The organism is Streptomyces sp. NPDC087859 (genome assembly GCF_044742595.1).
GTDB lineage: Bacteria > Actinomycetota > Actinomycetes > Streptomycetales > Streptomycetaceae > Streptomyces > Streptomyces canus_F.
In genome coordinates, this window is sequence record NZ_JBIUUU010000001.1 from 428,358 (window position 1) to 447,832 (window position 19,475).

Sequence of the window (19,475 nt, forward strand, 5' to 3'; positions counted from 1 at the left end):
GGGTGTCCGGTTCCGCGTCCGGGGTGGGGCGGGCGGCGGGACTTCCCGGCCCCCGGCATGTACGTTTCCGACCGTGTCCGCACCTCAGAAGACCACCAGGCGCTCCCTGCTGGTCACTTCCGCCGCCCTGACGTCCTTCGCACTGGCCGCCGCGCCCGCCTTCGCGGCCCCCGGTCCGAAGCCGTCGGCCTCGGCTTCGTCCTCGGCGTCGGCCAGTGCGTCGGCCACTCCCCCCGCGAAGATGTCGACCGTCGGCGGCGCCCGGCTCGGGCAGGCCGGGACACAGGTCAATCTGGCGAGCGGGGTGCCGGTGCTGCCGAAGGACATCAGCGCGCGGTCGTGGATCGTGGCCGACGCGGAGTCGGGCGAGGTGCTGGCCGCGCACAACGCGCACTGGCGGCTGGCCCCGGCGAGCACCCTGAAGATGCTGTTCGCCGACACGCTCCTGCCGAAGTTCCCCAGCACCACCGAGCACAAGGTCGTCCCCGCGGACCTGGCGGGCGTCGGCGCCGGCTCCAGCATGGTCGGGATAAAGGAGGACGAGACGTACACGGTCCACGATCTGTGGCTCGGTGTCTTCCTGCGCTCGGGCAACGACGCGGTCCATGTGCTGTCCGCGATGAACGGCGGCGTGAAGAACACCGTCGCGGAGATGAACGAGCACGCCGAGGAGCTCCAGGCCCTCGACACGAACGTGGTCAGCCCGGACGGCTACGACGCCCCGCGGCAGGTGTCGAGCGCGTACGACCTGACGCTGTTCGCCCGCTCCGGACTGCAGAAGAAGGACTTCCGCGAGTACTCCTCGACCGTCACCGCGAAGTTCCCCGGCGAGACCAAGAAGAACAAGAAGGGCAAGAAGGTCCGCGGGACCTTCGAGATCCAGAACACCAACCGGCTGCTGTCCGGTGACTCCGACGTCGATGTCTACCCGGGCATCGCGGGCGTGAAGAACGGCAACACCACCAACGCCGGCGCCACCTTCACCGGCGTCGTCGAGCAGGGCGGCAAGGTGCTGCTGGTCACCGTCATGAACCCGGAGAAGGACGAGCACAACGAGGTCTACAAGGAGACCGCCAAGCTCTTCGACTGGGGCTTCAAGGCCGTGGGCAAGGTCGAGCCGGTGGGTGAGCTGGTGCCGCCGAAGGGCGCGGAAGCGAGCGCCCAGCCCGGGGCGAACGACGCCGGCCAGGCGGGCGGGGCCTCCGCCTCGGCTTCGGGTCCGGCTTCCGGCAAGCCGGTGGCGGCCGCCGTCGAGCACGGCTCGGGCGGCATCGGTATCGCGCTGGCGATCACCGGTGGCGTGCTGGTGCTGCTGGCGGCCGGCGCGTTCCTGGTCAACCGGCGGTGGCCGCTGCCGGATCTGGTACGTCGGCGGCACTGACGTCCGCGTCCTCCTTGCTCTGCGTCGCCGTCCAGGCGGCGCAGAACAGCACCAGTTTCGACGTGAAGTTGATCCACAGCAGCAGCGCGATGGGGACGCCGAAGGCGCCGTACATGCTCTTCGACGCCACGCCCTGCATATAGCCGCTGAGCAGCAGCTTCAGCAGTTCGAACCCGACCGCGCCGATCAGCGCCGCCACCAGCAGCCGGCGGCGCGTCGGCTGGACGCCGGGCAGCAGGGTGAGGACGTAGAGCAGCATCAGGAAGTCGGCGAGTACGGCGATCAGGAGCGCGGCGGTCCGCAGCAGGACCGCGCCCCAGCCCTCCCGGTCGATGCCGATCTCGTCGCTGATCCAGCCGACCATGGCGGAGCCCACGGTGGACGCGGCGATCGTGACGAGCACGGCGCCACCGAGGCCGAACAGCACGCCCGCATCCTTGGCCTTGCGCAGGAGCGGGTTCTCCTCCTCGTCGGGCAGTTCCCACACCGCGCGCAGACACTCGCGCATGTTGCCGACCCAGCCGATGCCGGTGAACAGCAGGATGGCGCCGGCGATGAGGCCGATGGTGCCGGCGTTCGCGACCAGGCTCTCGATGTCCAGCTGGTCGGAGATGCCGGGCACCTGGTCGGCGATCTTGTCCTGCAGTTCCTTCTGCTGCGACGTGCTGAGGGTCGCGGCGGCGACCGCGGCGGCCACCGTCAGCAGGGGGAACAGCGCGATGAAGCTGATGAACGTCATCGCGGCGGCCAGCCGGGTCCACTTCACCCGGTCCAGACGTTCGTACGACCGCCACGCGTGCGTGGCCATCAGCCGGGCCACCGCCGGCCCGACCACAGGGAGTTTCTTCAGCCAGTCCATGATCCGACTCTCCCCTCGGCGCGGGACACCCATGTGCGGGTACCCCGAAAGCGCAGGACAGTGGCGGGCGGCGTGCCGATGCCGAGGAGTTCTGTGCGGGCGTCTACCAATGGGTCACCGCCAGCCCGTACATCGCGAGCCACACCAGACCGATGAGGGCGAGTGCGCGGTCGCCCAGGACGACCTCCTCGGGTTCGCCCGCCGTGCCGCGGTCGGCGAAGACGGCGTAGCGCAGGACGGCGAGGATGAAGGCGACCACGGACAGCTGACGCCAGGGCAGCACGCTGCTGTGTGTGCCGCCTTCCTCCAGCGCCCACAGGCAGTACCCGAGGACGGCGACCCCGGCCGCCAACTGCCAGACGAACCGCAGGTATCCGGTGGTGTACTCGGTCAGCAACGCGCGCGTGGCGCCCGCTTCCCCGGCCATCTGCACCGCCTCCGAGTAGCGCTTGGCCGCCACCATGAACAGGGCCCCGAAGCCGGTCGTGATCAGGAACCAGCGTGACAGCGGGATGCCCAGCGCCAGCCCGCCGACCATGGCCCGCATCAGGAACCCGGTCGCGACCAGGACGAGGTCGACGACGAGGACGTGCTTGAGGCTGACGCAGTAGGCCAGTTGCATGCCCAGGTAGGCGGTCAGCAGGGCCGGGACGAGGGGCGGGGTGAGCCAGACGGCTCCGGCGAGCGCGAGGGCGGCGAGGACGCCTCCGACGGCGTACGCGAGGGGCACGGGGACCCGTCCGGCGGCGACCGGGCGGTGGCGTTTGGTGGGGTGGGCGCGGTCGGCCTCGGCGTCGCGGGCGTCGTTGATCAGATAGACGGCGGCGGCGCAGGCCGTGAACAGCGCGAAGACCAGGGCGAGTCGGGTGAGGGAGTGTGCGGTGAAGAGCTCCCCCGCCGCGGCCGGGGCGGCGATGACGAGGATGTTCTTGACCCACTGCTTGGGGCGCGCGGTCCTGACGAGGCCGCCCAGGAGGGAGCCCTCACGGGGTGGTGGGGTGCGGCGTGGAGGCGTGCGCTGCTCCAGAAGCGCCGTGCTCTTGGAGGGTGCGCTGTTGGTGAGGGGCGCTGTCTCAGTCACAGGCGCCGCCTCTCATCCAGCGGGCTCCGGCGCGCGCCGTGAGTGCCCCCAGGGCCGCGCCCGCCGCGACGTCCGAGGGGTGGTGGACTCCGACGACCAGGCGCGAGAGGCACATCGCGGCGGCGAGGGGCGGGACGGCGCGTGCCCCCAGCACGCCGAAGGCGACCGCGGCGGCCGTCGCGGAGGTCGCGTGCGAGCTCGGGAAGGAGTGTCGGCCGGCGGTGCGGACGAGGGGTTCGACGTGCGCGGGGCGCGGGCGCCGCACCACCCTTTTCACGCCCATGCTGACGACGTGCGCGCCGGCGACGAGCGCTGTTCCGCGCAACCAGGCGCCGCGCCGCGCGCCGTCCACGGCGGCCCCCGCGAGACCCGCCGCGAGCCACAGCGCCCCGTGCTCGCCGGCCCAGGACAGGGCACGCGCGGCACCACCGACGCGCGGGTCGGCACCGCACATCCGGAACGCCGCAAGGATCCGGTGATCCATGCCTTCGAGGGCGTCGGGGTGGGCGCGGTCGTCGAATCGGTCCATGGGGAGTCACTGTTCACGTCGGCACCGCGATAACTCCGGCAATATTGAGCGACATCCCATTAATCACCCATTTCGGGGAGAGGATGAATGTCTCTGGATGTTTAGGAATCAATCGCCCACTCAAGGGCGATACGGTCACCGACATGTCTGCCGAGACCGTTTCCGTCACGGGATGGGGCCGCACGGCACCCACCACGGCCCGCCTGATCCGTCCACGGACCTACGAGGAGGCCGCGGCCGCCGTCCGGGACTGCGGACCCCGTGGAGGCATCGCCAGAGGCCTGGGGCGGGCGTACGGGGACGCCGCGCAGAACGCCGGCGGAGCGGTCCTCGACATGACGGGCCTGGACCGTGTCCACGTGATCGACGCCGCCAACGGCATCGTGCTGTGCGACGCGGGCGTCTCCCTGCACCGGCTGATGCGGGTGCTGCTGCCGCTGGGCTGGTTCGTGCCGGTGACACCCGGCACCCGCCAGGTCACGGTCGGCGGAGCGATCGGCGCCGACATCCACGGCAAGAACCACCACGTCTGCGGTGCCTTCTCGCGGCACGTCCTGTCCTTCGAACTCCTCACCGCCGACGGCGAGATCCGCACCGTGAGCCGCGGCACGCCCCTGTTCGACGCGACCACGGGCGGCATGGGCCTGACCGGAGTGATCCTGACCGCGACGGTCCAGCTCCAGCCGGTCGAGACGGCGCTGATGTCGGTGGACACCGAACGGGCACGGGACCTCGACGACCTGATGGCCCGTCTGTCGGCCTCCGACCACCAGTACCGCTACTCGGTCGCCTGGATCGACCTGCTCGCGCGCGGTGCGGCGACGGGGCGCGCGGTGCTGACCCGCGGCGACCACGCGCCCTTGGAGGCGCTCGGCACACGCGCGCGCAGAGAGCCGCCGGCCTTCCGCACCTCCCGGCTCCCGGCGGTGCCCGCCCACCTCCCGGAGGGCCTGCTCACCCGGACGACCGTGGGCCTGTTCAACGAGCTCTGGTACCGCAAGGCGCCACGCGCGCGTACCGGCCGGCTCCAGAGCATCTCCGCCTTCTTCCACCCCCTGGACGGAGTGCCCCACTGGAACCGCGTCTACGGCCGCGGCGGCCTCGTGCAGTACCAGTTCGTCGTCGGGTACGGCCAGGAGGAGACCCTGCGCCGGATCGTGGGCCGCGTCTCGGAGCGCCGCTGCCCGTCCTTCCTGGCCGTCCTCAAGCGCTTCGGCGACGCCGACCCGGGCTGGCTCTCCTTCCCGGTGCCCGGCTGGACGCTCGCCCTCGACATCCCGGCGGGCCTGCCGGGCCTCGGCGCCCTCCTGGACGAACTGGACGAGGAGGTGGCCGCCGCCGAGGGCCGCGTCTACCTCGCCAAGGACTCCCGGCTGCGGCCCGAACTGCTCGCGGCGATGTATCCGCGCCTCGACGACTTCCGGGCGCTGCGCGCCGAGCTGGACCCGCGCGCGGTGTTCGTCTCGGACCTGTCGCGCCGTCTGTCCCTCTAGGCAATCCCGGCAACTTCCGCTCACCCCAGGCAACCTCTAGGAGCCGCTGTAGTGAAGGACGCCTTCGGCATCCCCCAGTCCCTGCTCGTCCTCGGCGGCACGTCCGAGATCGCGCTGGCCACCGCGCGCCGCCTCGTCGCCCGTCGCTGCCGCACGGTGTGGCTGGCGGGACGCCCCTCCCCCGCGCTGGAACGGGCCGCCGCCGAGCTGCGCGCACTGGGGGCCGACGTGCACACCGTCGCCTTCGACGCGCTGGCCCCCGAGTCCCACGAGACGGTCCTCGGCAAGGTCTTCACGGAGGGCGACATCGACATGGTGCTGCTCGCCTTCGGGATCCTCGGCGACCAGGCGCACGACGAGCGCGAGCCGGTGAGCGCGGTGCGGGTCGCGCAGACCAACTACACGGGCGCGGTGTCGGCCGCCCTGGTCTCCGCGCGCGCGTTGCAGGCCCAGGGCCACGGCTCCCTGGTGGTCCTCTCCTCGGTCGCCGGCGAACGCGCCCGCCGCTCCAACTTCATCTACGGCTCCAGCAAGGCCGGCCTCGACGCCTTCACCCAGGGCCTGGGCGACGCGCTGCACGGCACCGGCGTGCACGTCATGGTCGTACGCCCCGGGTTCGTGCGCTCGAAGATGACGGCGGGCCTCCCGGAGGCACCCCTGGCGACGACGCCGGAGGCGGTGGCGACGGCGATCGAACTGGGCCTGAGGCGCCGTTCGGAGACGGTGTGGGTACCGGGGGTGCTGCGCGTGGTGATGTCGGCGCTGCGGCACGTACCGCGAGAGCTGTTCCGGAGGCTGCCGATCTGAGCGGCGCCGTCTCACACGGGTCCGGCTGGTCGCGCCCCTTCCCCCAGGGGCGCGGTGCTGTGCCGACGGGCGGCTCCGCCGCGTGGGCGACCCGCTACGCCTTGGTGCGTTGCTCCACAGGCGCCGAACCCTGGGGCGGCACCACGGCCCCGCCGAACGGGTACTCGTGCAGCTTGCGCCACACCCCGTCCGAACCCTGCTCGTAGAGCGCGAACCCGGTGCACGGCCACTCGGCGGTGAAGTCGCCGAGCTCCTCGTACGCCCGGTCCATCGCCTCGTCGTCGATGCCGTGGGCGACGGTCACATGCGGGTGATACGGGAACTGCAGCTCACGGGCCACCGGCCCGGACGCGTCACGCACCTGCTTCTGCAGCCAGGTGCAGGCCTCGGCGCCCTCCGCGACCTGGACGAACACCACCGGCGACACGGGCCGGAATGTACCCGTGCCGGACAGCTTCATCGGGAACGGCCGGCCCGCCGCGGCGACCTCGGTCAGATGTGCCTCGATGGCCGGGAGCGCGCTGTCGTCGACCTCGGTCGGCGGCACCAGCGTGACATGCGTGGGGATACCGTGAGCCGCGGCGTCACCGAAGCCCGCGCGCAGCTGTTGGAGCAGGCTGCCGTGAGGCTCCGGGACCGCGATCGACACACCGATCGTTACGGTCCCCACGTCGTCTCCCTGTCTTCCTGTCGGGTTCGTCCCGGCCGTACGGCTATCGACTGTACGGCCATGGCTGTGTTGTGGGCAGGCGCAACCGTAGTGATGTGCAGCGCTCTGTCCAGTGGTACGTGTGTGCGGGCCTACGCCTCAGTGCTTGGCGGGCAGAAAGCCGACCCGGTCGTAGGCCTGTGCCAGCGTCTCCGCGGCCACGGCGCGCGCCTTCTCGGCACCCTTGGCCAGGATCGAGTCCAGCGTCTCCGGGTCGTCCAGATACTGCTGGGTGCGCTCCCGGAACGGCGTCACGAACTCGACCATGACCTCGGCGAGGTCCGTCTTGAGCGCACCGTAGCCCTTGCCCTCGTACTTCTGCTCCAGTTCCGCGATTCCCGTACCCGTCAGGGTCGAGTAGATGCTGAGCAGATTGCTGACACCGGGCTTGTTCTCGGCGTCGTAGCGGATGACGGTGTCGGTGTCGGTGACCGCGCTCTTGACCTTCTTGGCGGTGGTCTTCGGCTCGTCGAGGAGGTTGATCAGGCCCTTCGGCGTGGACGCCGACTTGCTCATCTTGATCGACGGGTCCTGAAGGTCGTAGATCTTCGCCGTCTCCTTGAGGATGTACGGCTTCGGAAGCGTGAAGGTCTCGCCGAAGCGGCCGTTGAAGCGCGTGGCGAGGTCGCGGGTGAGCTCGATGTGCTGGCGCTGGTCCTCGCCGACCGGGACCTCGTTGGCCTGGTAGAGCAGGATGTCCGCGACCTGGAGGATCGGGTACGTGAAGAGGCCGACGGAGGCCCGCTCCGCGCCCTGCTTGGCGGACTTGTCCTTGAACTGGGTCATGCGGGAGGCCTCACCGAAGCCGGTGAAGCAGTTCATGACCCAGGCGAGCTGGGCGTGCTCGGGGACATGGCTCTGGACGAACAGCGTGCAGCGCTCGGGGTCGAGGCCGGCGGCCAGCAGCTGGGCGGCGGCCAGGCGGGTGTTCGCCCGCAGCTCCGCCGGGTCCTGCGGAATCGTGATCGCGTGCAGGTCGACGACCATGTAGAACGCGTCGTGGGACTCCTGCAGGGCCACCCACTGGCGGACGGCGCCGAGGTAGTTGCCGAGGTGGAACGAGCCTGCGGTGGGCTGGATTCCGGAGAGCACGCGGGGACGATCAGAGGCCATGCTCACCATTCTCTCAGGTGTCGGCCCCCGATCCGGGACTGGTCGGAAACAGATGGGAACCGATCCGTCTCCCGCGGTGTAACAAAGGTGTGAGAACGCGGGAGGGGGGCCGCATCGTCGATGAGGCCGCGGTGATCGCACGGGTACGCGCCGGGGAGCCGGAGGCGTACGCGGAGCTGGTGCGCGCCCACACGGGCATCGCGCTGCGGGCGGCCGCGGCACTCGGGGCGGGTGCGGACGCGGAGGACGTGGTGCAGCAGGCTTTCGTCAAGGCGTACTGCGCGCTGGGCCGGTTCAAGGACGGCGCGTCGTTCAGGCCGTGGCTGCTGTCGATCGTGACCAATGAGACGAGGAACACAGTGCGTACGGCGGCCCGCCAGCGCACGCTCGCCGGCCGCGAGGCGGCGTTCGTGGAGGCCGAGCCGCTGATACCGGAGGCGGCGGACCCGGCGGTGGCGACCCTGGAGACGGAGCGCCGCGCGGCGCTGCTGTCCGCTCTGGAGAAGCTGAGCGAGGAGCATCGCCTGGTCGTCACCTACCGCTATCTGCTGGAGATGGACGAGTCCGAGACCGCCCAGGCGCTGGGCTGGCCCCGGGGCACGGTGAAGTCCCGGCTGAACCGCGCGCTGCGGAAACTGAGCCGGCTGCTGCCGGATTTCGAGCCTCGGGAAGGGGGTGATGAGCGTGAGTGAGGGGCGAGAGCCGTACGGCGGTGAGGGCGGCCGCGGGCCCGGGGGCGCCGGTGGCCGGGGCCCGCGCGGGCGTGGCGGTGACCGGGGTCCGGGTCCGTGGGGGCGTGGCCGTGGGCGGGCGTCGCGGGGCGGTGCCTCCCGGCTGCCGGAGGAGCTGCGGGCGCTGGGCAGGTCGCTGGACCCGCCCGGGGGCGAGGAGGACGACGGGTCCGTCGGCTCCGAGACCATGGTCGAGCGGGTGCTCGGGCAGATACTCGCCGACCAGGTGCCGGTCCCGGTGGCCGAGCCGCCACCCGCCCGTGAGCGGCTGGCCGCGGTGCGGCGCTGGACGCGGACGCGGTGGCGCTCCCTGAGCGCGGCGCTGTGCGGTCTGCTGACGGTGCTCGTGCTCACCCCGCCTGTGCGGGCCGCGGTCTACGACTGGTTCGGTTTCGCCGGGGTCGAGGTGCGGTACGACCCGTCGGCGACGCCCTCGCCCGGCGCCGAGGTGCCCGGCTGCGGCCGCTCGGTCTCCCTCGCGCAGGCCGAGCGGCGGGCCGGATTCGCGCCGCTGGTTCCGGACGCGCTCGGCAGCCCGGACGCGGTGGCGGTGAGCGCGGAGCCGCGGGGGCGGACCGTGGTCACCCTGTGCTGGCGTGAGCGGGGGAGGACGATCCGGCTCGACCAGTTCGCGGCCGGTCTGGACATCGCCTTCACGAAGACCGTGCGCGAGCAGCCGGAGTGGATCTCCCTGGGCGCCGACCCCGAGGACGTCGGCGGGGCGAACGACACGGCCCTGTGGTTTCCGCGACCCCACCTGCTGAGCTTCTGGCTGGTGGACACGGACGGGGAGCGCTACACCCGCACCGGGCGGACCGCCGGGCCGACCCTGCTGTGGAGCCATGGGACGGGCACCGAGGACGTGACGCTGCGGCTGGAGGGCGCGGCGTCGCGGGCGCGGGCGGTGGAGATCGCGAAGTCGCTGGAGTCGCTGGAGAAGTCCCCGAAATAGTGGCGTCGGGGTGGGAACCCCGGCGGGTCGGGCGGTGTACCAGAAGTGACACACGGCTCGCGGAGACGGGGCGGGCCGTACGGCATCGGCTGGTGGGGGGTTCTGATGCACAGGCGGATGAGCGGCTGGAGGGACGGGCGGCGTCGACTGGGGGCGCTGGCAGGGGTGTTGGCGGCCGCGCTCGGGCTGACCCTGTGGGGTGCTGGTGCCGCTTCGGCGGGCGGGCCGACGAGCGTGCTGATCGTCTCGCCGGAGAGTACGGAGACGGCTTCGCTCTACCACTCCGACAAGAAGTACGGCGAGTTGCAGCGGCTCCTCGGCGAACCGGGCGCGGGCACGGCGGACAAGCCGCCCGAGGCCGACCTGGCCGCCGGCCCCCAGATCAATGTCACCTGGATGCTGCACGACGTGACGCCGTGGCGGGTCGACCGGGTCCATCCGGCGGCGGACTCCGAGGCGGTCTGGATACACACGGCGGCGAATCTGGAGGCGTCGACGAACGGCACCTGGCACCGCGCCGAACAGCCGGCCGCCCTCCGCGGCCTCCTCGAGAGCCTGGGCGTGATGGGTGAGGCCTCCGGCGGTGACTACTCGTTGGAGTACCCACCGCCCTGGGACATGTACGGCACGGAGCCGGCGGAGGCCACCGAGTCGGCGCCCGCGGCGGCCCCGGACCAGCGGTCCGGGTCGGGTGACGGCGCCGGCTGGTGGTGGGCGCTGCCGGGCCTCGCGGCCGGGGCGGTGCTGGCTCTGGTGCTGCGGCCTTTCGCCACGCGACTGCCGGAGGTGCCGGCGCTGCGGCGGCGGAGGGTGCGGGAGCCGGGACGTCGGCAGGAGCTGAGGGATGTGTGAGGGCTTGCTTCCGGGGCCCCGGCGTCGGGCCGGTCGTCGGGGTCGCGACCGGGATCGACGGGGACTGCTGATACGCCGCGCGGCGGGCCGGCGGGGAGCCGGACCGCTGCGGGGGGAGCCACGTCAGGAACTCATCGATCTGATCGGCCTGTGAGAGTCGCCGGTCTTTGACAACTCAACAGAGCGTTGGTCAGCCCAGGTCGATCTCGGGGTAGAGCGGGAAGCCGGCCACGAGGTCGGTGGCGCGGCGGGAGATCTCGTCCGCGACCTTGGCGTCGAGGATGTGGGCGGCCTTGGAGGGGGCGCCCGACTTGGTGGTACCCGGCTCGGTGGTGGTGAGGACGCGGTCGATGAGGCCGGCGACCTCGTCCATCTCGGCGGTGCCCAGGCCACGGGTGGTGAGGGCGGGGGTGCCGATGCGGATGCCGGAGGTGTACCAGGCGCCGTTGGGGTCGGCCGGGATCGCGTTGCGGTTGGTGACGATGCCGGAGTCGAGGAGGGCGGCCTCGGCCTGGCGGCCGGTGAGGCCGTAGGAGGAGGCGACGTCGATCAGGTTGAGGTGGTTGTCGGTGCCGCCGGTGACGAGGGTGGCGCCGCGTCGCATCAGGCCGTCGGCGAGGGCGCGGGAGTTGTCGACGATGCGCTGGGCGTAGTCCTGGAAGGAGGGCTGACGGGCCTCGGCCAGCGCCACCGCCTTCGCGGCCATGACGTGCGGGAGCGGGCCGCCGAGGACCATCGGGCAGCCGCGGTCGACCTGGTCCTTGAGGGAGTCGTCGCACAGGACCATGCCGCCGCGCGGGCCACGCAGCGACTTGTGGGTGGTGGTGGTGACGATCTGGGCGTGCGGGACCGGGTCGAAGTCGCCGGTCAGCACCTTGCCCGCCACCAGGCCGGCGAAGTGCGCCATGTCCACCATCAGGGTCGCCCCGACCTCGTCGGCGATCTCGCGCATGATGCGGAAGTTCACCAGCCGGGGGTAGGCGGAGTAGCCGGCGACGATGATGAGCGGCTTGAACTCACGGGCGGACACCCGCAGCGCCTCGTAGTCGATCAGCCCGGTGGCCGGGTCCGTGCCGTAGGAGCGCTGGTCGAACATCTTGCCGGAGATGTTGGGGCGGAAGCCGTGGGTGAGGTGGCCGCCGGCGTCCAGGGACATGCCGAGCATGCGCTGGTTGCCGAAGGCCTGACGGAGTTCGGCCCAGTCGGCGTCGGTGAGGTCGTTGACCTGGCGGGCGCCCGCCTTCTCCAGGAAGGGGACCTCTACGCGGTCGGCGAGGACGGACCAGAAGGCGACGAGGTTGGCGTCGATGCCGGAGTGCGGCTGGACGTAGGCGTGGCGGGCGCCGAAGAGCTCCCTGGCATGCTCGGCGGCGAGCGATTCCACGGTGTCGACGTTGCGGCAGCCGGCGTAGAAGCGGCGGCCGATGGTGCCCTCGGCGTACTTGTCGCTGAACCAGTTGCCCATCGCGAGGAGGGTGGCCGGGGAGGCGTAGTTCTCGGAGGCGATCAGCTTGAGCATCTCGCGCTGATCGTGGACCTCCTGGCTGATGGCGTCGGCGACGCGCGGCTCGACGGCGCGGATCACGTCGAGGGCGGCGCGGAAGGCGGTGGACTCGGTGGAGAGGGGCTGCTGGTCCGACATGTGCGGCCTCCGGATGGCGTGGCGGTTGCGGTCACGATTCACGGTTCGGCCCAGGCGCACGGCACTCGGTCACTCACAGGCCGCTCCCCGATGGTCCGTCCCATCCCAGCGCGCCAGTCACGGCCCGTCGGCCACCCTACCGGGCAGCCCGGACGCGGGAGGCCTCGCGTCCACCATGCGAGCGAGGAATCACCCTGCTCCGGGCCCGGGTCGCCGTCCGCGGTCGGCATGGGGGCGTCCCTGTGCGGCGGTCCGGGTCAGGACGGTTTGCGGCCCCAGGCGAGGACCATGAAGTTGGGGATGTAGGTGCTTCCCTGGAGCTTCGTCAGGGTGATCACCTCCTCGATGTCCGCGTCGCTCACCTCGCCCGTCTCCAGGAGGCGTGGCCGCAGGGATCGCAGGGTGAGAGGGAAGAAGGCCGCGGAGCCGCCGGTCAGGACGGGCGCGTAGACCTCCGCCCCGACCTCGGTCAGTCCGGCGTCCGTCAGCGCCTGCGGCAGGCGGCGGCCGGTGCCGGGGTCCACCCCCGCGGCGCCGAAGGCGGCTCGCAGCGCGCGGCCGAGGCGCTCGGCCACCTCCATGTACTGGGGCGGGTAATAGCGGGCGGCGGCCGGGGACATCGGCCCGTCGATGTCGAAGTCCTCCACGAGCACCCAGCCTCCGGGCCGGGTCGCGGCGGCCATGCGCCGCAGCGCCTCGTCGCGGTCGGAGAGGTGTTCCACCACGGCCCGTGCGTGCACGAGGTCGAAGGAGGCGTCGGGGAGCCGGTCCGTGAGGATGTCGTGCCGGCGCACCTCGAGGTTGGACCGTGTGTGGGCCGCGGCGAAGCGCGTGTCGAGGTCGACGGCGAGCACCCGCCCCGCTGCGCCGACCTGCTGGGCCAGCCAGCGGGCGATGCTGCCGGCGCCGCAGCCCACCTCCAGGCATCGCCAGCCCTCGGCGACCCCCAGCTCGGTGAGCCGGTGTCGGCTCTGGCCGTCGTAGATCTCCTCCAGCGCGCTGAGCCGGCTGTGCTCGCGCTCCCAGGACGGGTCGAAGACGTATCCGTTCTCCACCGTGGCCGTGTCGCTCACCGATCGCCCCTCTCCGTTCGTCACGGGTCGATCATTCTGTCGCGTCAGAGGATCACGTGGGGCAGGAAGCGCGCGTATGCGTCAGTCACCGGTCCGGACGACTCGCGGATGCCGAGGCCCGCGGACTCGTCCTCGACGACCCAGGCGCCGAGGACGACACGGTTGCCGTCGAAGTCCGGCAGGAGGGACAACTCCTGGTAGCAGCAGGGTTCTTCGCGCAACAGGGGCGCGGAGCCGGGTTCGTGGATCGTCACACCGGCGCCCTCGCGGCCCAGCAGCGGCTTGGCGACGTACCCCTTCGAATCGGCCAACTCCCGTGGCCCGTCCAGATAGGCGGGGAGGAGGTTGGGGTGGCCCGGGTACAGCTCCCAGAGGATCGCCAGGAGCGCCTTGTTGCTCAGCAGCATCTTCCAGGCGGGCTCGATCCACAGGGTGCTGCCCGTACCGCCGCCGTTGTCGAGGGTGTCGAGGACGTGGTCGGCGAAGCGGTCGGTGGTCAGCCACTCCCAGGGGTAGAGCTTGAAGCAGCTGCGGATGAACCGGAGTTGCTTGTCGACGAAGCGGCGGGACAGGGGGTCCCAGCCGATCTCCTCCATGGAGATCCAGGCGGTGTCCAGGCCGGCCTGCTCGGCGGTCTCCTGGAGGTAGGCGACCGTCATGAGGTCCTCGCCGAGTTCGTCGGCCGAGGAGTACGCGAAGTACAGGGGGCTGCCGGGCGGGAGCAGCGTGGCCTGCTTCTTCCATGCGGCGATGAGGCGCTCGTGGAGGGAGTTCCACTGGTCGGCGCCGGGGAAGCGCTCCTCCATCCAGAACCACTGGGGGGAGGCGGCCTCGACGAGGGAGGTGGGGGTGTCGGCGTTGTACTCCAGGAGCTTGGCCGGGCCGGTGCCGTCGTAGCGGAGGTCGAAGCGGCCGTAGACGGAGGGGAGTTCGGCGCGGCGGCGCCAGGCCTCGGCGACCGCGTCCGCGACGCGCGGGTCGGTGATGCCGAGATCGGCGAAGCGGCCGGTCGTGACGATGTGGTCCGCCGCCCGCAGGCACATGAGGTGGAGTTCCTCGACGACCTCCTCCAGCGCCTCGACCTCGTCGAGGGAGAAGACGTAGTACGCGCTCTCGTCCCAGTAGGGGCGCAGCGAGTCGTCGGGGTAGCGGGTGAGGGGATAGATGAGTCCCTGCTCCTCGACGGTCCGCTGCCAGCCGGGGCGGGGTTCGGTGGTGCGGCGTTCCATGGTGTGCGTCCGCTCGTCGTCCCGCGGCCGCTCAGCCGCCGCCGCTGCCGCCGGAGCAGCCGAAGCCGCCGCGGTCCACGGCCTCGCTCTTGCTGAAGGTGCCGTAGTCGGCGTAGCCGGAGCTGACGTCGGCGTCGTAGTACCAGGCGGCGTCGGCGGTGCCGTTCTTGCCGGTCTTCTTCTTGCCGTTCTTGCCGTACGAGGCGGAACTGGAGCTGCCGGAGTCGCAGTTCTTGTCGGCGACGACCTTGTAGCCCTCGTAGGTGTAGCTGTCGCGGTCGACGCAGCGGCGGTCGGGGTCCGAGCCGCAGGACGTGAGTGCCGCCGCGACGACTCCCATGCCGCCGAGCACGACCGTGCTCGAGCGCAGCCGGCGCCGTGTCTCCGCCATTTTCGCGTCTCCCCGTTGTTCGTCGCTGGTGGTTCGTCTCTGGGTTGTCCGGCGGTCAGCCTAGAGATCGGTAATAAGCGCCGCGCAGGCACCCCGCCCGTCACATCCCCTCCCCTACAGTCGCTTTGTGCTCTTTGGGATGGTGTGTGCGCTTGGTGCGGCGGTCTGTTTCGGTACCGCGACGGTGTTGCAGGCGGTTGCCGCTCGGGCGGCGGCCAGCGGGGGCGGTGGGGAGGCGGCGCTGCTGCTGCGGGCGGTGCGGCAGTGGCGGTACCTGGCGGGGCTGGGGCTGGACGGGGTGGGGTTCCTGCTGCAGATCGCGGCGCTGCGGTCGGTGCCGATCTACGCGGTCGGGGCGGCGTTGGCGTCGAGTCTCGCCGTGACCGCGGTGGTCGCGGCGCGATTGCTGCGGGTGCGGTTGAGCCGGGCGGAGTGGGGTGCGGTGGGGGTGGTGTGTGCCGGGCTCGCGATGCTGGGGGTCGCGTCGGGGACGGAGGGGGATCTGGACGGGCCGGACGCGTTGAAGTACGTGATGCTCGCTGTCGCCGTGGGCGTGCTGCTGCTCGGGCTCTGCGGCGGGCGGCTGCCGGAGCGGGGGCGGGCGTCGCTGCTCGGGCTGGGGGCCGGGTTCGGGTTCGGGGTGGTCGAGGTGGCGGTGCGGCTGATCGACTCGCTCTCGCTGTCGGAGCTGCTTGTGAATCCGGCGGCGTACGCCCTTCTCCTGGGCGGGGGCGCGGCGTTCCTGTGTCTGACGTCGGCGCTGCAGCGGGGGTCGGTGACGGCGGCGACCGCCGCGATGGTGATCGGGGAGACGGTGTGGCCCGCGCTGGTGGGGGTGGTGTGGCTGGGCGACCGGACGCGGGAAGGGCTGGGATGGCTGGCGGTGCTGGGGTTCTTGGTGGCGGTGGTGGGGGCGTTGGGGTTGGCGCGTTTCGGGGAGGCGCCGGTGGAGGAGGAGTCGGTCGGCGTGTGACGGTTCGTTGTCGTCGCGGTGGGCCGGAGTGTCGCCCCCGCCGCCCTTGCTCGAACGCCGGACGGGGCCGAAGGCCGAGGGCTGGAGCTCACGGCTATGGCATGACCCTGCACAACGCCTCCAGCGCCCCCGCCCATGCCCGGTCCGACGGTGCCCCGTATCCCACCACCAGGGCGTCCAGTCGCTCTGTCACCGCTTTCGGGTGGCGGAAGTAGGACAGGCCGTGGAGGGCGACGCCCTGCCAGGCGGCGGACTGGACGACGGACTGTTCGGTGCCGGGCGGGAGGCGGAGGACGGCGTGGAGGCCGGCCGCGATGCCGGTGACGTGGACGTCGGGGGCGTGCAGGGCCAGGGCCGCGACCAGGGCGTCCCGGCGGCGGCGGTAGCGCAGGCGGGAGGCGCGGACGTGGCGGTCATAGGCGCCGGAGACGATGAACTCGGCCAGGGTCAGCTGGTCCAGCACTCCGCAGGTGTCGACCTTGCCCTTCGCCTCGGCGGCCGCCTCCGCCAGTGCCGGCGGGAGGACCATCCAGGCCAGCCGGAGGCCGGGGGCCAGGGACTTGCTGGCCGTGCCGAGGTAGACGACGTGGTCCGGGTCCAGGCCCTGGAGCGCGCCGACCGGCTGGCGGTCGTAGCGGAACTCCCCGTCGTAGTCGTCCTCCAGGACCAGGCCTCCGGTGTGCCGCGCCCAGTCGACGACCGCGGTCCGCCGGTCCCGGTGCAGGGGCACGCCCATCGGGAACTGGTGGGCGGGGGTGAGGAGGACGGCCCCGGCCCCGGCCGACCCGCCCGGGTCCGTGCCCAGGTCGTCGTAGGGGAGCGCCTCGACGCGCAGGTCCGCCGCCGTCAGCTGGTTCCAGTGCACGTCCAGGCCGTAGGACTCCACCGCGACCGACCGGACGCCGCGTGCCCGCAGGACCGCGCCGAGGATGCGGAGGCCGTGGGCGCAGCCGGCGGTGATGAGGATGCGGTCGGGGTCCGTGCGTACGCCTCGCACGCGGGCGAGGTAGCCGGCGAGGGCGGTGCGCAGTGCGACGCTGCCGCGCGGGTCGCCGTAGCCGAGGGTGTGGTGGGGGGCCGCGAGGAGGGCGCGGCGGGCGGCCTTGAGCCACTCGCCGCGGGGGAAGGCGGTGAGGTCGGGGGTGCCGGGGCGGAAGTCGTGGGCGGGGCGGTGCGATGCCCGGCGGCCGGGGCCCGTGCCCGACGGCGGGATCACCGCGCGGTCCGCCACCCGGGTGCCGGAGCCCTGCTTCGAGGTGAGCCAGCCTTCGGCGACCAGGTCGGTGTAGGCGTCGGCGACCGTGTTGCGGGCGATGCCGAGGTCGGCGGCGAGGGAGCGGGAGGAGGGCAGACGGGTGCCCGGGGCGAGACGGCCGGTGCGGACGGCCTCGCGCAGGGCGTCGGTCAGGCCGCGGCGCAGGCCGGGGCCGGTGGGTTCGAGGTGAAGGTCGACGCCCAGAGTGGCCCAGGATTTCGGCATGGAAATGGACCATACCCGTGGGCAGCCTCACGCATAGCGTCGACACCATGACGACGCACACCGACGACGGTCCGACCACCGTGGAGTACGCCCCTGAACACACCCCCCGGCTGAACTGGGCCGAGCAGGCTCCCGAGGTCTTCAAGGCGATGGTCCGCCTCGACGCCGCCGCGCGGAAGGGCCTGGAACCGAAGCTGCTGGAGCTGGTGAAGGTCCGCGCCTCTCAGATCAACCACTGCGCGCTCTGTGTCGACATGCACAGCAAGGAGGCGTTCGCGGCGGGCGAGAGCGTCGAGCGGATCGTCCAGCTGAGCGCGTGGGAGGAGTCGGAGCACTTCTACACCGGGCAGGAGCTCGCCGCGCTGGCGCTGACGGAGGCGGTGACCGTCCTGACGGACGGGTTCGTGCCGGACGCGGTGTACGAGCGGGCCGCCGAGCACTTCACGGAGGCCGAGCTGGCGCAGTTGATCGCGGCGATCGCCGTCATCAACGCGTGGAACCGTTTCGGGGTGACCTGCCGGCTGGTTCCGGGGCACTACCAGCCGGGGCACAAGTGACGGGGCGTACGCGGCTGTTGGACCCGGCCGTCGGGCAGGCCATGTCCGCGCTCAGCGCCGCCGCGAAGAAGGGGCTCGGGGATCCCGCGCTGGCCGAGCTGGTGGTGATCCGGGCCTCGCAGCTCAACCACTGCGCGTTCTGTCTCGACATGCATCTGCGGATCGCTCGTGAACACGGGGTGGGCGAGCGCAAGTTGGACCTGTTGGCGGCGTGGGAGGAGGCCGGGGACCTCTACGACGAGCGGGAGCGGGCCGCGCTGGCGCTGACGGAGGCGGTGACCGTTCTCGAGGAGGGCTTCGTGCCGGACGAGGTCTACGAGCGGGCCACCAAGCACTTCGACGACAGCGGGCTCGCCCATCTCATGGGCCTGATCGTCGCCATCAACAACTGGAACCGGGTGATGGTGAGCCGCCGTATCCCGCCGGGAGGCCACACACCATGAGCAAGGTCGAGATCTTCCGCAGGCTGCACCGCCGCCCGGCCCAGGACGATCCGCTCGTCCTGCCGGGCCCCTGGGACGCCGCCAGCGCCCGCGTCTTCGCCGAAGCCGGTCATCCGGCGCTCGCGACGCCCAGCGCGGGGGTCGCCGCCGCCCTCGGATACGAGGACGGGGCGACGCCGGCCGACGAGATGTTCGCGGCGGTCGCGCGGATCGCCCGGGCCGTGGACGTTCCGGTGTCCGCTGACGTCGAGGGCGGGTACGGGATGGCTCCGAAGGAGCTGGTGGAGCGGCTGCTGGAGGCGGGTGCCGTGGGCTGCAACCTTGAGGACTCCAACGGGGGTGTCCTCAAGGACCCGCACCAGCACGCCGAGTGGCTCGCCGAGGTGCGGTACGCGGCCGGGGACGCGCTGTTCGTCAACGCCCGGATCGATACGTTCGTGCGCGGGGTCGAGGATCCCGAACCGACCATCGAGCGGGCGGCGTTGTACACCGCGGCGGGTGCCGACTGCGTGTATCCGATCGGCGCCCCGGCGAAGGTGCTGCCGTTGCTGCGGGCCGGGATCCACGGGCCGGTCAATGTGATCGCGCTGGTCGGCAGCGGCCTCTCCCCCGCCGAACTCGGCGAGCGGGGCGCCACCCGGGTCACGTTCGGGCCGGGCCTGCAGCGGCGCTCGTCCGAGATCCTCGCGGAGCTGGCCGCCGAGTTGAGGTGACCAGGCGGGGGCACGCCCCGACGCGTCCGGCGGCTAGAAGGTGAGCGACGCCGTGTAGTAGACCTTGCCGTTGCTCATCTGCCAGCCGAAGGCGCCGGTGCGCAGCCCTTTCGGGCACTGGCGCCACGCCGTGGTGAAGGTGTCGTAGCCGGGGATCGTGCCGTCCTTGTAGACCTTGGCGCTCTGGCCGTCGGGGCCGTAGCACGTGATGCCGAACGAGCCCTTGGCCGACCTGGAGGTCGTGTTCGAGAACTTGACCTTGGCCTTGGTGCCCGACTTGGTGATGCACCGCGCCGTCAGCTTGCCGCTGCAGGTCCACCTGGTGGCGGCATCCGCGGACGGCGCGGCCAGTCCGACGAGCGAGAGGGTGGTGAGCGCCGCCAGGGTGAGGTGCGTGATCTTCTTCATGCGCCTCAGCCCACCAGACGGCGCGGGAAGCGACAAAATCGCTTTCGCCCGTAAGGGGC

At 71.9% G+C, this 19,475-nt stretch carries 21 protein-coding genes and 1 riboswitch; of the genes, 10 read left to right on the forward strand and 11 right to left on the reverse strand.

From position 1 onward, the window contains the following. The first annotated feature begins 73 nt into the window (after positions 1-73). Positions 74-1,381 (forward strand): D-alanyl-D-alanine carboxypeptidase family protein, encoded by a 1,308-nt coding sequence (locus ACIOHP_RS02020; RefSeq protein ID WP_401882443.1) that lies wholly within the window; start codon positions 74-76, stop codon positions 1,379-1,381. Here the strand turns inward: ACIOHP_RS02020 and ACIOHP_RS02025 are convergent. The 3 genes from ACIOHP_RS02025 to ACIOHP_RS02035 all read right to left on the reverse strand — a co-directional run bounded on the left by ACIOHP_RS02025 (position 1,335) and on the right by ACIOHP_RS02035 (position 3,850). Beyond that, entirely contained in the window at positions 1,335-2,240 is a 906-nt protein-coding gene (locus ACIOHP_RS02025) for a YihY/virulence factor BrkB family protein (protein ID WP_401882446.1), read from the reverse strand. The two genes, ACIOHP_RS02020 and ACIOHP_RS02025, sit on opposite strands and share 47 nt — an antisense overlap. Before the next feature lie 103 nt (positions 2,241-2,343). After that, a complete protein-coding gene (locus ACIOHP_RS02030) occupies positions 2,344-3,321 on the reverse strand; it encodes a decaprenyl-phosphate phosphoribosyltransferase (protein WP_401882449.1) in 978 nt (325 codons plus the stop codon). Continuing rightward, positions 3,314-3,850 carry a phosphatase PAP2 family protein gene (locus ACIOHP_RS02035; RefSeq protein ID WP_401882452.1) on the reverse strand — a complete coding sequence of 179 codons (537 nt, stop codon included), beginning with the start codon at positions 3,848-3,850 and terminating at the stop codon, positions 3,314-3,316. The genes ACIOHP_RS02030 and ACIOHP_RS02035 overlap by 8 nt, the downstream gene beginning before the upstream one ends. 143 nt (positions 3,851-3,993) lie before the next feature. Here ACIOHP_RS02035 and ACIOHP_RS02040 point away from each other — a divergent pair, with 143 nt between their 5' ends. Together ACIOHP_RS02040 and ACIOHP_RS02045 are read left to right on the forward strand one after the other, a co-directional pair. Then, a complete protein-coding gene (locus tag ACIOHP_RS02040; RefSeq protein ID WP_401882454.1) occupies positions 3,994-5,343 on the forward strand; it encodes an FAD-binding protein in 1,350 nt (449 codons plus the stop codon). Between the two features lie 51 nt (positions 5,344-5,394). After that, positions 5,395-6,150: a decaprenylphospho-beta-D-erythro-pentofuranosid-2-ulose 2-reductase gene (locus tag ACIOHP_RS02045; protein WP_361551002.1), complete on the forward strand. Its 756-nt coding sequence runs from the start codon at positions 5,395-5,397 to the stop codon at positions 6,148-6,150. 94 nt (positions 6,151-6,244) lie between these two features. Here the strand turns inward: ACIOHP_RS02045 and ACIOHP_RS02050 are convergent, their stop codons facing one another. Next, the gene (locus ACIOHP_RS02050; RefSeq protein ID WP_401882457.1) at positions 6,245-6,820 is read right to left on the reverse strand and encodes a 2'-5' RNA ligase family protein; all 576 of its coding nucleotides are present in this window, start codon (positions 6,818-6,820) and stop codon (positions 6,245-6,247) included. Between the two features lie 138 nt (positions 6,821-6,958). Then, positions 6,959-7,972 (reverse strand): tryptophan--tRNA ligase, encoded by a 1,014-nt coding sequence (trpS, locus tag ACIOHP_RS02055; RefSeq protein ID WP_361550996.1) that lies wholly within the window; start codon positions 7,970-7,972, stop codon positions 6,959-6,961. Positions 7,973-8,103: 131 nt separating this feature from the next. Between trpS and ACIOHP_RS02060 the strand changes: the two genes are divergently transcribed. From ACIOHP_RS02060 to ACIOHP_RS02070, 3 genes are all read left to right on the forward strand, one after another. Then, positions 8,104-8,664: an RNA polymerase sigma factor gene (locus tag ACIOHP_RS02060; protein ID WP_267015047.1), complete on the forward strand. Its 561-nt coding sequence runs from the start codon at positions 8,104-8,106 to the stop codon at positions 8,662-8,664. Further along, positions 8,651-9,655, forward strand: coding sequence for a hypothetical protein (locus tag ACIOHP_RS02065; RefSeq protein WP_401882461.1), 1,005 nt, complete (start codon positions 8,651-8,653; stop codon positions 9,653-9,655). Before ACIOHP_RS02060 ends, ACIOHP_RS02065 begins: the two co-directional genes overlap by 14 nt. A gap of 117 nt (positions 9,656-9,772) precedes the next feature. Next, positions 9,773-10,507 (forward strand): hypothetical protein, encoded by a 735-nt coding sequence (locus ACIOHP_RS02070; protein WP_401882464.1) that lies wholly within the window; start codon positions 9,773-9,775, stop codon positions 10,505-10,507. A 190-nt stretch (positions 10,508-10,697) separates the two neighbouring features. Here the strand turns inward: ACIOHP_RS02070 and ACIOHP_RS02075 are convergent, their stop codons facing one another. The 4 genes from ACIOHP_RS02075 to ACIOHP_RS02090 all read right to left on the reverse strand — a co-directional run bounded on the left by ACIOHP_RS02075 (position 10,698) and on the right by ACIOHP_RS02090 (position 14,842). Beyond that, complete coding sequence (locus tag ACIOHP_RS02075) at positions 10,698-12,149, reverse strand: glycine hydroxymethyltransferase (RefSeq protein WP_401882466.1); 1,452 nt, start codon at positions 12,147-12,149, stop codon at positions 10,698-10,700. 41 nt (positions 12,150-12,190) lie between these two features. Beyond that, a riboswitch (ZMP/ZTP riboswitch) is annotated at positions 12,191-12,280 on the reverse strand. A gap of 126 nt (positions 12,281-12,406) precedes the next feature. Beyond that, positions 12,407-13,222, reverse strand: coding sequence for a methyltransferase domain-containing protein (locus ACIOHP_RS02080; protein ID WP_401882469.1), 816 nt, complete (start codon positions 13,220-13,222; stop codon positions 12,407-12,409). A 44-nt stretch (positions 13,223-13,266) separates the two neighbouring features. After that, complete coding sequence (locus ACIOHP_RS02085) at positions 13,267-14,451, reverse strand: glutathionylspermidine synthase family protein (RefSeq protein WP_401882472.1); 1,185 nt, start codon at positions 14,449-14,451, stop codon at positions 13,267-13,269. Positions 14,452-14,482: 31 nt separating this feature from the next. Then, positions 14,483-14,842 (reverse strand): hypothetical protein, encoded by a 360-nt coding sequence (locus ACIOHP_RS02090; protein WP_401882475.1) that lies wholly within the window; start codon positions 14,840-14,842, stop codon positions 14,483-14,485. Between the two features lie 139 nt (positions 14,843-14,981). Here ACIOHP_RS02090 and ACIOHP_RS02095 point away from each other — a divergent pair, with 139 nt between their 5' ends. Beyond that, entirely contained in the window at positions 14,982-15,815 is an 834-nt protein-coding gene (locus tag ACIOHP_RS02095; RefSeq protein ID WP_401883122.1) for a DMT family transporter, read from the forward strand. Positions 15,816-15,909: 94 nt separating this feature from the next. On the opposite strand, the gene ACIOHP_RS02100 is transcribed toward ACIOHP_RS02095, so the two are convergent. Then, complete coding sequence (locus ACIOHP_RS02100; RefSeq protein ID WP_401882478.1) at positions 15,910-17,295, reverse strand: PLP-dependent aminotransferase family protein; 1,386 nt, start codon at positions 17,293-17,295, stop codon at positions 15,910-15,912. Positions 17,296-17,342: 47 nt separating this feature from the next. On the opposite strand from ACIOHP_RS02100, the gene ACIOHP_RS02105 reads away from it, so the two are divergent. The 3 genes from ACIOHP_RS02105 to ACIOHP_RS02115 are packed head-to-tail and all read left to right on the forward strand — an operon-like array spanning position 17,343 to position 19,008. Next, positions 17,343-17,852, forward strand: a complete 510-nt coding sequence (locus tag ACIOHP_RS02105) for a carboxymuconolactone decarboxylase family protein (RefSeq protein ID WP_401882480.1) — start codon at positions 17,343-17,345, stop codon at positions 17,850-17,852. After that, a complete protein-coding gene (locus tag ACIOHP_RS02110) occupies positions 17,849-18,295 on the forward strand; it encodes a carboxymuconolactone decarboxylase family protein (protein ID WP_401882483.1) in 447 nt (148 codons plus the stop codon). Before ACIOHP_RS02105 ends, ACIOHP_RS02110 begins: the two co-directional genes overlap by 4 nt. Further along, positions 18,292-19,008: an isocitrate lyase/phosphoenolpyruvate mutase family protein gene (locus ACIOHP_RS02115; RefSeq protein ID WP_401882486.1), complete on the forward strand. Its 717-nt coding sequence runs from the start codon at positions 18,292-18,294 to the stop codon at positions 19,006-19,008. The genes ACIOHP_RS02110 and ACIOHP_RS02115 overlap by 4 nt, the downstream gene beginning before the upstream one ends. A 33-nt stretch (positions 19,009-19,041) precedes the next feature. On the opposite strand, the gene ACIOHP_RS02120 is transcribed toward ACIOHP_RS02115, so the two are convergent. Beyond that, entirely contained in the window at positions 19,042-19,416 is a 375-nt protein-coding gene (locus ACIOHP_RS02120; protein ID WP_401882489.1) for a hypothetical protein, read from the reverse strand. Positions 19,417-19,475 lie beyond the last annotated feature (59 nt).